Below are 12,967 nucleotides of genomic sequence, written 5' to 3'. Positions count from 1 at the left end.
AAGATGAAAGAAAAACTATATCGATTTTTAGCCGGTAGATATGGAATGGATGATCTAAACAAGTTTTTATTTGCTCTTGAGATCTTGTTGATCGTGTTGAGCTTCTTTGTTCCTAATGTTATTATCGCAATTTTATTTTATTTGGTTTTGGTGTTGTATGTCTTCCGTTCCTTTTCACGTAATATCGTAGCTAGATCAATCGAGAATCAAAAATATGTTCGTATTCAATCTAAGATTACACATACTTTTAAAGCTTTCTTTAGAAGTTTAAAAGATCGTTCCTATCATTATTATGTATGCCCAAAGTGTTCACAAATTATTCGCGTTCCAAGAAATAAAGGAATGATCACGATTACTTGTCCTTCATGCCGTACACAGTTTGATAAGAAGAGTTAAAAATGACAAAAAGAACGATGATTCAATATTTTGAGTGGTATTTGAAATCTGATCCGCCACTCTATCAAACACTCATGAAAGAAGCATCCGGTTTGTCTAAGATGGGATTCACACATGTCTGGCTTCCTCCTGCTTATAAAGGACAGGCCGGCATCAATGATGTTGGCTATGGAGTTTATGATATGTATGATCTTGGTGAATTTGATCAAAAAGGAAGCATACGGACAAAATATGGAACAAAAGACGAATATATCCAGGCAATTGATGTCTGTCATCAAAATTCTTTACAGGTCATAGCGGATATTGTGTTCAATCATCGTATGGGGGCCGATGAAAAAGAAACAATCAAGGCAACGGCGATGGATTGGGATGATCGTAATCGTGCAGTTGGTCAAGAAAAAATCGTAGATGTCTGGACAAAATATACATTTCCGGTTCGTAATGGCAAGTATTCTAAGTTTCAATGGACATGGAAAGACTTTGATGGTACCGATTATGATGCCAAGACCAACCAAAATGTATTGATGACTTTTGAAGATAAGAAGTGGGATCCAAGAGTTTCCAAAGAAGAAGGTAACTTTGACTTTATCATGGGAGATGATCTGGATTTTCAAAATCCGAACGTGATTGAAGAATTGTATCACTGGGGAAAGTGGTATAAGGACTTCACCAATATTGATGGCTATCGTTTGGATGCCATTAAGAGCATTGATTCCAACTTTTTTAAAGGATGGCTGGATAAACAGAAAAGCTACCACACAAACGATGTGTATGTCGTAGGGGAATATTGGAGTGGAGATCTTAATGAATTAAATACATATTTAAATGACAGTGGTCATTGTATGCATTTGTTTGATGTTCCTTTACATTTTAACCTTTTTAATGCATCAAGTTCATATGATACCTATGATATGTCTAGAATATTGGATCATACACTAGTCAGCTCACAGAATGAGTATGCATGTCCTTTTGTGGATAATCACGATACACAGCCAGGACAGGCTTTATATTCATGGGTACAGGGATGGTTTAAGTTACATGCTTATAGTTTGATCTTATTAAGAAACTTTGACAATCCATGTGTATTCTATGGCGATCTATATGGTATCGAACATGATAATATTGGTCCGGTAACGCATTTAAGTGAGTTGGTTTGGATTCGAAGTCGTATCCTGGAAGATGAGATAGAAGATCGCTTTGATGATTTTCATTGCATTGGCTGGAAAGTGGATGGAAAGCATCCAATTGTTGTAGTGATGACCAATGGACTAGCCAATGGAAAAGAATTTGTCATAAAAAATAAATCGAATATTGAATTTATTGATCTTGTCACTAAAAAAACGATAAAACTTGATGAAAATGGTCGTGGAAAGTTTGACTGTTTTGATGGAGGGTGTAGTATATTTATTGAAAGCGAAGTGTATCAGAAAATGAAGGAGGAACTTGAATTATGAAAATCGCAATCGCATGTGATCATGGAGCATTTGATTACAAAGAAACTATTAAAGAAATGTTGATCGAAGAAGGTCATGAAGTAATAGACTGCGGATGCAATGGAACAGATAGTGTTGATTATCCAGATTATGGCAGCGCATGTGCTAAGCTGGTTGCATCGAATGAAGTAGAACGTGGTATTGTTATGTGTGGTACAGGAATTGGAATTTCTATTTCTGCCAACAAAGTAAAAGGAATTCGCTGCGCATTATGTACAGATGTCACAATGGCGCGTTTAACCAGAGAGCACAATGATGCCAATATGTTGAGTGTTGGACAAAGAACTACAGGTATTGAAACAGTAAAAGACATCGTTCATACATTCTTAAATACACCATTCTCAAATGGAGAAAGACATATTGCGCGTATCCAAAAAATCGCTGAGTTGGAAAAATAATATTCAGGTATATTTATGGAAAAAAAGAAATTTGCGTATGACGTTGAAATCGGCACAATCATGGATTATGTTGAAGATCATTTTATGTTGGTAATTAAAGATGAGACATGGAGTGATGAAGAAATCGAATTAATCAAAAAGGGAGCCACTTTGAATTTTTGTTACACGCAAGATTTGGCAATCTTTGTGCTTGAAGGTGGCGATATTGATTCCAGCGATTTCTATTTCAATATTCAGGATTGTGATCTTAAAGATGAAATCTTAGAAAAAGAATTATTGGATGTTGAATTGATCTTGGTAGATGGTAAAAATAATGTTTGGTATTCAAAACGTAAGACCTTATCTTTAGAACAATCCAAGATCATATTAGATTGTTTGAAAAAGCAGGCACAGGTTGGATTTATGCCAGGTGAATATGAGGTGAATATTGCCGGTATTCAAAGTGCCTATGAACCATTTGAGTTAGAAAAATTTTCGAAAGTATCAATAAAACTATAAAAGGAGAAAAAAATGAAAGCAGTTGTCAGTGTAATTGGAAAAGATAAAATTGGGATTTTGGCAATGATTGCCAATGAATGTGCAAATGCATCCATCAATATTCTAGATGTATCGCAAACGATTGTAGATGGAATGTTTACAATGACCATGAGTGTGGATTTTTCATCTATGTCTGAGTCTTTGGATACCTTCTCAACACATATGGAAGAAATGGGAAAGGAAAAGGGCTTAGTAATTCGTGTTATGCATCAAGATATTTTTGATTCAATGCATAAGATTTAGGAGAATAGTATGCAGACAAATGAAATATTAGAAACAATTAAGATGATTGATGAAGAATATCTGGATATTCGTACGATCACAATGGGAATCAGTTTATTAGACTGCATTGACCCAGATATCAAAAAATCATGTGAAAAAGTTGAAAACAAGATTTGTACACTAGCCAAAGATCTTGTAAAAGTTGGCAATGAAATTGAAAAAACATACGGAATCCCTGTGGTAAATAAACGAATCAGTGTTACACCAATTGCCATGTTGGTTGCAGCCAGCCAAGGTGATCCCGTTGAATATGCCTTGACATTGGAACGTTGTGCTCAAAAACTTGGGGTGGACTTTATTGGAGGATATTCTGCATTGGTTCAAAAAGGCTTTGCTCATGGAGATAAAGAACTCATTGAATCAATTCCTAGAGCTTTAGCGTGCACATCACATGTTTGTGCCAGTGTAAATGTAGGATCGACTAAGGCTGGTATCAATATGGATGCAGTTAAAATGATGGGGCAGGTCGTAAGAGATTGTGCTGAATTAACGGCAAAAGATAACTGCATGGCAGCAGCGAAACTAGTTGTTTTCTGTAATGCACCTGAAGATAATCCGTTTATGGCCGGTGCTTTTCATGGTGTTGGAGAAGCAGACTGTGTGATTAATGTGGGTGTATCTGGCCCGGGTGTTGTTCGTGCAACTTTGGCAAAGGCAGATAAGAACCTTCCAATGGATAAATTAGCTGATTTGATCAAGCGAACAGCTTTTAAGATCACTCGTATGGGGCAGCTTGTAGGAAGTGTAGCTAGTGAGAAATTAGGTGTACCTTTTGGTATCGTAGATCTTTCTTTGGCTCCAACACCAGCAATTGGTGATAGTGTTGCCTATATTTTGAAAGAGATGGGATTAGAAACATGTGGAGCTTATGGAACCACAGCTTGTCTAGCAATGTTAAATGATGCGGTCAAAAAAGGTGGAGTTATGGCTACCAGCAATGTAGGCGGCTTATCGGGTGCCTTTATTCCAGTTAGTGAAGACGCGGGAATGATTGAAGCATCTAAATCTGGTATTTTAACTTTAGAGAAACTGGAAGCTATGACAGCTGTATGTAGCGTTGGTCTTGATATGGTGGTAGTGCCTGGAAATACATCAGCCAGCGTAATTTCTGGTGTGATTGCCGATGAGGCAGCGATTGGTATGGTCAACTCCAAAACAACAGCAGTTCGTATTATTCCTGCAATTGGTAAAAAAGTAGGCGATACATTAGATTTTGGTGGTTTGTTGGGATATGGGCCAGTCATGAACATTAATCAAACTAAAAATGATGTCATGATCAATCGTGGAGGAAGAATTCCTGCTCCATTACAGGCATTAAAAAACTAGTTTCAGGAACTTTTTTCAGAAGGTTACAATAAATTTACATTTTTAGGCTTGCATAAATAAAGAGCCTGTGTATAATAATTACCATAAAGACGTTGAAAAGAAGTAGTACAGGGCTAGATCTTCAAAGAGAAATGACGGTTGGTGTAAGTCATAAGAGAAAGCTATGGAACGTGTCTTGGAGTCGCATTGTCGAAATTGGGAGGCAATGATCGTTAATTCGCGTTAAGAATGAGGGGTCGCTCATATTGAACGAGCGGAATTAAGGTGGTACCGCGTATATTACGTCCTTTGTGTTGAACACAGAGGGCGTTTTTTTAATAGAGAGGGTGATGCAAATGGAATCAAACGACCGACGTAGCAGTATTGCATTTGCATTAACTGATAAATATGAAAGATGAATATATGAAAAATAGGAGGATAAGGAATATGAATAAGTTATTAAAAGTAGGTACAGCTGCATTATTGGCAGCTACAATGGTAGGATGCTCAAGTGCTCCAGCTGATGATTCAACAAGTGAAGATTCAGAAGTTATCACAATTGGTGTTTCACCAGATTATGCACCATATGAAAGTTTGACTACAGATAATGAATTGGTTGGTTTTGATATCGACATGGCTGCTTGGTTTGAAGATTACTTAACAGAAGAAGAAGGTGTTACGTATTCTTTGGAATTCAAACAAATGAGCTTTGACAACATCATTACACAGATCCAAGGAGATCAGATAGATATTGGTATCTCAGGATTTACATATGATGAAGAAAGAGAAGTCGAATGGTCTGATCCATATATCAAGACGGCACAGGTTGCTGTAGTGCCAAATGGTTCTTCAATCGCATCTGTAGATGATCTAGTTGGAAAGAAATTAGCAGCGCAGACTGGAGCAACTGGTGAAATTGCAGCCAATGAAGTTGAAGGTGCTGAAGTATCTAGCGTTCAAAATGTTCAGGACATCTTCACAGGCTTAGCTGCAAATCAGTACGATGCAGCAATCGTTGACTTAGGTGTTGCCAAACAATATGTATCTAGCGGTAACTTCACAATGATCGATGGTTCTTTATTGGATGAAGAAAACTATGTCATTGCGAAAAAAGGAAATACAGAAATTATTGAAAAGATCAATAAATGTATCAAAGCATTTATCGCAAGTGATGATTATCAGACACTTTGTGATGAATATGATCTTCTACCTTTAGAATAGTGAATATATTAAGGAAAGAGGGATAGTATGTTTGTTGCCTTGGATAAGGTCTTTACTATGGAGAATGTGCTCTACTTAGGTAAGGGAGCATTGATATCATTAGGGATGGCGATACTATCCCTTTTGATTGGTTTAGTGTTAGGTGTTTTAGGAGCCAGCGCAAAAAGATCACGCTTTTTTATCTTACGTGCTATTGGTAATTTCTATGTTGAAATTATTCGTGGAACACCTATGTTATTACAAATCTTGATGTTATTTTCAGTCGTGCCATCCATTTACACGGCAATTACAGGAAATGTATTGAGAATCAATGTGTATTTGATCGGTATCATTGCCATGAGCATCAATTCAGGAGCTTATTCTACAGAATTGATTCGTAGTGGTATCAATGGTGTTGATAAAGGACAGTGGGAAGCATGTGAGACACTTGGATTATCTTCCTGGCAAACGATGAAACTTGTTATTTTGCCACAGGCATTTAAGTTGATCGTTCCACCGGTAATCAGTGAATTTATTACCTTGATCAAGGACAGTTCCTTGACAAGTTGTATTGGAGCAATTGAACTTTTAAAAGCTTCTCAGGTCTTAGGAGCTAGATATTATGATGCCATGTCACCATATACATTGGCTGCAATCTTCTATTTGATCATGACGATTAGTATTTCTTATATAGGAAAACATGTAGAAAAGAGGTTGGCTGCAAGTGATTAGAGTTGAACATTTACAAAAGAATTTCGGGCAGCTTCATGCTTTGAAAGATGTAACTTTAGAAGTTAATAAAGGAGAAATTGTCTCTTTGATTGGTCCTTCAGGATCTGGTAAGAGTACATTGTTACGATGCATTCATGGATTAGAAAAGCCGGATAAAGGAAAGATTTACATGAATGATGAGCTTATGGATCCTCAAAATAAAGAAAAGTATCGTGAGCAGAGAAATCACATGGGGTTTGTTTTCCAACATTTTAATTTATTCCCACATATGACAGTTTTAGATAATTTAAATTTAGCACAGACGGAAGTGTTAGGTCGTTCCAAAGAGGATGCAACCAAAAAATCTCTTGAGCTTTTAAAACGTGTTGGTCTGCAGGAAAAGAAAGATTCATATCCAAACAATCTTTCTGGTGGTCAAAAGCAGCGTGTAGCGATTGCTCGTGCTCTTTGTATGGATCCAGATATGATGTTGTTCGATGAGCCAACCAGCGCACTTGATCCTGAAATGATCAAGGAAGTACTAGAAGTTATGAAAGATTTAGGCAAGCAGGGTATGACGATGATCGTTGTTACGCATGAAATGGGATTTGCCCGCAAAGTAGGAAGTCGTGTCGTTTTCTTGGATCATGGTGAGATCATTGAAGATGCGCCAAGTGAAGAATTCTTCTCAAATCCAAAAAGCGACCGTGCAAAGGATTTCTTGAGCAAGGTGTTTTACGAATGATTTTGAATGATTTTAAAGTTGAACAATGGATGAATGATCATGAAAAAGATGCGGTTTATAATTTGACCGATACATGTGCAGTCAATCTTACTTTGGATCAGCTTTTAGAATTAGAAACGTTAGATTTTTCAGAAATTGTGATGGATTATGGAGATATCACAGGAGATACAGAATTAAAAAAAGAAATTCTTTCTTTGTATACAAGTGGGACCATAGATCAGATCACAACAACTCATGGTTGTATTCAAGCTAATGAACTGGTCATGGCTACTTTGTTGGAAAAAGGAGATCATGTTATAACATGCATTCCTGGTTATCAACAATTCAGTGACTATCCTAGATCAATAGGCTGTACAGTCAGTGAATTGATGCTGAATGAAGAAAAGAGTTGGATGATTGATATTCAAGATTTTGTGAATGCGATTCAAGACAACACAAAAATGATCATCTTGAATAATCCTAATAATCCAACAGGTACTTTGATGAAGGACGAATTTCTTTTAAAGTTAGTTCATCTAGCTAAAGATAAAGGAATCTATATTCTTTGTGATGAAGTATATCGTGGATATGAAACAAATGATGTCAGCAGTATCAGTGATTTGTATGAACTGGGGATCAGTACTTCTTCATTGAGTAAACTTTATGGTTTGGCGGCTTTACGACTTGGCTGGATCAAGGCAAATAAAGAGATTATCAATCAAATAAATGTTCGAAGAGATTATGCTTTAATTTCTACCGGACCTTTGCTAGACAAGTTAGGAGCTATCGCGTTAAAACATAAAGATATCTTGTTGAAAAGAAGTTATGAAACGGTTCAAAAGAATAAACAAATCATAACTTCCTGGTTAAAAGAGAATCCAAAGTTTTCTTTGGTCATGCCAGAATCGGGAACTGTTAGTTTTCTAAAATATTCAATGCCTATATTGAGTGTGGAATTATGTAAAAGATTATTGAAGGAAACAGGTGTATTCTTTGTTCCTGGCAAGTGCTTTGGAATTGAAAATCATTTGCGTTTAGGCTTGGCTAAGCAAAGCGATTTACTAATACAGGGTTTGAATATTTTATCGAACTGGACAAATGAAAGCTTCTTTTGATACAATTGGATTTGTATGGAAGGAGCTTTTTATATGCGCATTTTGAAAATTTTAACAATAATCTTAATGTTAAGCGGATGCATGCGAATCGATGAAGTCATCGATACGGGTAATCAGTCATCTTCATCAAAAGAACCTGAAATACAAAAAGAAGATATTACGAAAAAAACTTTAGTTTGTACTTCAGAAAGTGAAGAAACGATTACCTTTGATGCCAAAGGTGATGAAATCACGAATATGACACAAACTTTCTATATGACTTTTGATTCATTAGGGATTACTGAGGATATGGATGCCTCACAGATGGAGCAGATCATCAATGATTCTTTATCACAGACATATTCTGATATTGAAGGTGTGAGTGTTTCAGGAACTGTAGAGGACAATCGAGTTAAGGTGACTGTAAACATTGACTATGAAACAGCCGATATGGACGTATTGATTGAAAAGGGTCTTTTAAAAGAAGGTGAGATGGAAAATCAGTACATCTCATTGAAAGAGACACAAAATGATTATACCGATAATGGATATGCATGCAGTCTTGATTAATATATAGACTGCATTTTTTGTTTTAAGAAGGGATAAGGTGGAGTAGGGATATGAGATATTTTATTGCGGATCAGCATTTTTTTCATAAGGCGCTGAATGAAAAAATGGATAAAAGAGGGTTTGAGAGTGTAGAGCAGATGAATGAATATATGATCGAAAAATGGAATGCGAAAATAAACAAGAATGATGAGGTAATCATTCTAGGTGATTTTTCCTGGGGAAATGCCCGGCAAACGCAGGAAGTTTTAGATCGATTAAAAGGTCGATTATATATGATAAAAGGAAATCATGATCGTTTTTTAAGTGATAAAAAATATTCCTGGGATCGTTTTATCTGGATCAAAGATTATGCAGAGCTTAAAGATAATAAACGTAAAGTTATTTTATCGCATTATCCAATCGCCTGTTACAATGGACAGTATCGTAGAGATGAAACAGGACAACCTAAGACATTTATGTTACATGGGCATATTCATAAAACACAGGATCAGATATATTTGGATGCGTATCAAAAGTTTGTACAAAGACAGTCACATGTCTCTGTTTCTGGAAATGTTGAGACGATTCCATGTCAATTTATCAATTGTTTCTGCATGTATTCTGACTATGCTCCAATGACGTTGGATGAGTGGATCGAAATTGATAAAAAAAGGCGACAAAACCCAGAATCAAATGTTATAATGTTATAAAAAGAAAAGGACAATGATTATGGAGAAGTTAACAACAAAAAAAGGTGGAAAAGCACTTTACATTCAAATCAAGGACATCTATCGAGATAAGATTTTGTCGGGTGAATTAAAACTAGGGGATAAGATTGAAAGTGAGATGGAAATCCAACAAAAGTATAATGTGTCCAGGATCACAGCAAGACAAGCTATCTTAGATCTTGAAAAAGAAGGTATGGTCAAAAGAGGCCGAGGCAAGGGAACTTTTGTTATTTGGCAACCGGCAATTGAAGAGGAATTGTCGCACATCATGTCTTTTACAAAAGAAATGGAACATCGCAATCGAGTGCCGGGAACCAAGGGCTTGAGTGTTTCAATTGAACCATTACCAGAAGGGTTTGGTTCACATTCAAAAGAAAAAATGTATTGTATACGCCGAGTGAGAACTGCAGATGATGTAAAACTTGTTTATTTTGTATCATATTTTCCTTTATCAACAAATTTACCACTGGATCCAGATGAATTTTCAGAATCTATTTATGAAATCCTGGATTATACAGGAACAGGGTTGCCAGTACGTATTGAAGAAAAAATTAGTGCACAGATGCCGGATAAAGAAGTACGCGATGCATTGAATATTCCTAAAACTCTGCCTGTTTTAGTTCGACAGCGCCTTTCTTATAGCGCAACAAATGAATTGATCGAATATACGACATGTTACTATCGCGGTGATCTTTACACATATTCTATTTCAACAACAAATCAGTCTGCTGAGTAAGTAGACTGATTTTGTGTTATATTATAGTTATGAAAAAGAGTTTAGTTATTATTTTTTCCATACTCTTAGTGATAAATATTGGCTTATTCTATTATTTGTATGGATATGAGGAAAACGAACCGGCAAAAACTGAAACAATTGTTAAAAAAACATCTAACAAAACAGGCAGTTCTTCTTTCTCTTTTGTCGGTGTAGGGGACAATTTAATTCATGCGGCAATCTGGTATGAACAAAACAGTCAAGGTCTTCCTTTTGATTTCACGGATATATACGAGTATACAAATCCCTATACCCAGAATGCAGATCTTGCATTTATTAATGGAGAAACTATCTGTGCCCCTGGGTATGAATTAAGTCACTATCCAGTATTTAATGGGCCTACTGAAATATTAGATGCGGTACATAGTGCTGGATTTGATTGGATGGCTCTTTCCAGCAATCATTCAATGGATATGTCATCGGATGGACTGATTGCCGAAATCAATTATTTAAAAGAGAACTATCCAGATATACTTTGGACAGGAAGTCATGATACAAAAGAGGATGCTTCTAATTATCGTGTAAAAGAAATCAATGGCATCAAAGTTGGTTTGTTAGGTTATACCTATGGTTTAAATGGCTATAACTTACCTGAGGATAAACCTTGGTTGATAGATTTGATCGATAAAGACAAGATAAAGCAAGATATGGAAGAAATTTCTAAGATCAGTGATGTTCAGATTGTCAGCATGCATTGGGGCCAAGAATACAATACTTCAATCACAGAAGAACAAGATCAATTGGCAAATTATCTAAATGAATTAGGTGTTGAAGTTATAATTGGTCATCATCCACATGTTATTGAACCGGCCGAAATCATTTCAACAGAAAATCAAGATACTTTAGTTTATTATTCCTTAGGAAATTTCTTAAGTGCCCAAGATAGTGCAGAAGGCATGGTTGGAGGAATGGCAAGTTTTACTTTGAATTATGATTTTGATACACAAAAGACAACATTCGATGATGTGAAATTTATTCCAACGATAACGTATTATGATTCAAATTACTATAATTTTAAAACGATGACAATTCATGAATATAATGATGAATTCGCCGCAAGTCATTGTGTAACGGCGAATGGAATCGATATTTCCAAAGCATGGGTTCAGAATTATGTGCAGTCGATCATGCAGAATCCAAAGGGAATTGAAATTGTACTCGAATAGTTTATGAAATTATGGAAATTCGTTCTAAATGAGCATATTTTTGATATAATATAGTAGTTAGTGAAAGGTTTGTGATTTTATGGATGTGAAAAAATATAATATTAAAGATTTAACATTAGCTTATTTCAACAAAAAATCGCAAATATATCGTTCAGGTGGCTATAAACAGGCACATGTTTTAACTCGGGATAAAGAGGATTATATAAATCATTTTTTTGCCTTTCTGATTGATATTAATATATGTTTATTACCTGTATATATATGGGTCATTGAGTTTCTGTTAATATTATGTGGTTTGATTTCTCCACATTTTTTCGATTTATTGTTTTATATTATGTATGGCTGTTTGTTTGTGGTGGCTGTACTTTTGTTAGGTTTGTTTACCGCACGTTCTAAAGGTCAATCCTTTGGATATGTTTTGACAGATCTAAAACTTGTAAGACGTGACAAACGAGAAGCCATGGCTTTAAATTTGATCATGCGTCAGGCTTTAGGTATTGGGATTCCTTTGATGATCTTAGGTTATTTCTTTGGAACGCCGGGAATTTTGGCATGGTGGTTGTTAAATGGAATTATCGTATTGATTACACCAAATCAACAGTCTTTATTTGATCTTGTCTTTGGGCTTGTTACTGTAAATGAACCAGAAATTAATATTACCTTTGACAATAAAAAACCGAAACCAAAAGTACAGCATGATATTTGTCCTATCGATTTACATATCCGCTCTAATTACAGTGATGATGGATATTATGATGTGGAAGAAATCTTTAAGCAGGCTAAGCAGTTAAAAATGGAAGTGATTTCTATTACTGACCATAACTGTGCAAGAGCGAATGCGGCAGCAACTCGATTTGCTGAACTTTATGGAATTCAGTATATTCCAGGGGTTGAATTAGATGCTCAGTACAACGGAACTCGTGTTCGCGTGCTAGGATATTATATAGACTGGACAAAAGATATCTTTGAAATATTAGAAAGTGATTCATTACTCCGTGAAAAGGAATGCTCAATTCAACGTGTGAAGAAATTTGAAGAGTTCAGTGGTATTTCTATTGATGTAGATTCTATAATTTCAAATTCTCGCTTCCAAACAATTACCGCAACAGATATTACCAAGATGGTTTTCAATAATGAAAGAGTTCGTTCTATGTCTTTTGTGAAAAGATACATAGATCAAGCTTCAACACAATCCGAAGCTATGGCACGATTTAAACGGGATTTATTTGGAAAAGGTGGTCCATGTTATGTCAAAGGTAATTATCCTGAGCTGGATTCAGCTATTGAAGCTATTCATCAAGCTGGTGGTATTGCAATCCTTTCCAGCTGGCAGCTGGACAACATTTCAGATGAAATGATCGAAAGAATGATTTCTCTAGGCATTGATGGTGTAGAAGTGTTCAGCCCAAATGTTCACGATGAAACAATTGCAGCGGTTTTAAAAATTGTTCAAAAACATAAATTGCTAGTTTCCTGTGGTAGTGATTATCATGGTCCAACAAAACCAAATCGACGACTTGGAGAAACAAATTGTCCTGAAAAAGGATTGGCACTTGTCAAGATCCTTACTAAGGCGGTGAAAAAAGACTGATAAAAATGCTTCATTTTG

15 protein-coding genes and 1 other annotated feature are annotated in these 12,967 nt (G+C 35.8%); all 15 genes read left to right on the top strand.

The genetic code is table 11. From position 1 onward, the window contains the following. Positions 1 to 3 precede the first annotated feature (3 nt). The 15 genes from PND65_RS02730 (at position 4) to PND65_RS02660 (ending at position 12,949) form a co-directional block, all read left to right on the top strand. Positions 4 to 396 carry a hypothetical protein gene (locus PND65_RS02730; RefSeq protein ID WP_271990191.1) on the top strand — a complete coding sequence of 131 codons (393 nt, stop codon included), beginning with the start codon at positions 4 to 6 and terminating at the stop codon, positions 394 to 396. 2 nt (positions 397 to 398) lie between these two features. Next, complete coding sequence (locus PND65_RS02725; protein WP_271990189.1) at positions 399 to 1,850, top strand: alpha-amylase; 1,452 nt, start codon at positions 399 to 401, stop codon at positions 1,848 to 1,850. After that, entirely contained in the window at positions 1,847 to 2,287 is a 441-nt protein-coding gene (gene rpiB, locus PND65_RS02720; RefSeq protein ID WP_015536192.1) for a ribose 5-phosphate isomerase B, read from the top strand. The genes PND65_RS02725 and rpiB overlap by 4 nt, the downstream gene beginning before the upstream one ends. A 15-nt stretch (positions 2,288 to 2,302) precedes the next feature. Then, positions 2,303 to 2,785 (top strand): hypothetical protein, encoded by a 483-nt coding sequence (locus PND65_RS02715; RefSeq protein WP_022355455.1) that lies wholly within the window; start codon positions 2,303 to 2,305, stop codon positions 2,783 to 2,785. Positions 2,786 to 2,797: 12 nt separating this feature from the next. Further along, a complete protein-coding gene (locus PND65_RS02710; protein WP_015536190.1) occupies positions 2,798 to 3,067 on the top strand; it encodes an ACT domain-containing protein in 270 nt (89 codons plus the stop codon). A gap of 9 nt (positions 3,068 to 3,076) precedes the next feature. Further along, positions 3,077 to 4,432 carry a PFL family protein gene (locus PND65_RS02705; RefSeq protein ID WP_271990187.1) on the top strand — a complete coding sequence of 452 codons (1,356 nt, stop codon included), beginning with the start codon at positions 3,077 to 3,079 and terminating at the stop codon, positions 4,430 to 4,432. 83 nt (positions 4,433 to 4,515) lie between these two features. Further along, positions 4,516 to 4,724 (top strand) — a binding site (T-box leader). A gap of 134 nt (positions 4,725 to 4,858) precedes the next feature. Next, on the top strand, positions 4,859 to 5,632 hold the full coding sequence (locus tag PND65_RS02700) for a transporter substrate-binding domain-containing protein (RefSeq protein ID WP_195294350.1): 774 nt from the start codon (positions 4,859 to 4,861) through the stop codon (positions 5,630 to 5,632). Positions 5,633 to 5,659: 27 nt separating this feature from the next. Then, positions 5,660 to 6,343 (top strand): amino acid ABC transporter permease, encoded by a 684-nt coding sequence (locus PND65_RS02695; RefSeq protein ID WP_087158492.1) that lies wholly within the window; start codon positions 5,660 to 5,662, stop codon positions 6,341 to 6,343. Beyond that, positions 6,336 to 7,067, top strand: coding sequence for an amino acid ABC transporter ATP-binding protein (locus PND65_RS02690; protein ID WP_022355459.1), 732 nt, complete (start codon positions 6,336 to 6,338; stop codon positions 7,065 to 7,067). The genes PND65_RS02695 and PND65_RS02690 overlap by 8 nt, the downstream gene beginning before the upstream one ends. Next, the gene (locus PND65_RS02685) at positions 7,064 to 8,161 is read left to right on the top strand and encodes an aminotransferase class I/II-fold pyridoxal phosphate-dependent enzyme (protein ID WP_271990185.1); all 1,098 of its coding nucleotides are present in this window, start codon (positions 7,064 to 7,066) and stop codon (positions 8,159 to 8,161) included. The genes PND65_RS02690 and PND65_RS02685 overlap by 4 nt, the downstream gene beginning before the upstream one ends. Before the next feature lie 33 nt (positions 8,162 to 8,194). After that, positions 8,195 to 8,710: a DUF1307 domain-containing protein gene (locus tag PND65_RS02680; protein ID WP_271990182.1), complete on the top strand. Its 516-nt coding sequence runs from the start codon at positions 8,195 to 8,197 to the stop codon at positions 8,708 to 8,710. 50 nt (positions 8,711 to 8,760) lie between these two features. Then, positions 8,761 to 9,399, top strand: a complete 639-nt coding sequence (locus tag PND65_RS02675) for a metallophosphoesterase (protein ID WP_035401016.1) — start codon at positions 8,761 to 8,763, stop codon at positions 9,397 to 9,399. A gap of 19 nt (positions 9,400 to 9,418) precedes the next feature. Then, on the top strand, positions 9,419 to 10,153 hold the full coding sequence (locus tag PND65_RS02670; protein ID WP_022355463.1) for a GntR family transcriptional regulator: 735 nt from the start codon (positions 9,419 to 9,421) through the stop codon (positions 10,151 to 10,153). A 29-nt stretch (positions 10,154 to 10,182) separates the two neighbouring features. Beyond that, positions 10,183 to 11,358: a CapA family protein gene (locus PND65_RS02665; RefSeq protein ID WP_271990180.1), complete on the top strand. Its 1,176-nt coding sequence runs from the start codon at positions 10,183 to 10,185 to the stop codon at positions 11,356 to 11,358. Positions 11,359 to 11,437: 79 nt separating this feature from the next. Then, positions 11,438 to 12,949, top strand: coding sequence for a PHP domain-containing protein (locus PND65_RS02660; protein WP_271990177.1), 1,512 nt, complete (start codon positions 11,438 to 11,440; stop codon positions 12,947 to 12,949). The last annotated feature ends 18 nt before the right edge of the window (positions 12,950 to 12,967 follow it).

Origin of the sequence: Faecalitalea cylindroides (genome assembly GCF_028321995.1) — a bacterium.
In the GTDB taxonomy this organism is placed as follows: Bacteria; Bacillota_I; Bacilli_A; order Erysipelotrichales; family Erysipelotrichaceae; genus Faecalitalea; species Faecalitalea cylindroides.
This window is presented reverse-complemented; position numbering and strand designations above follow the sequence as displayed.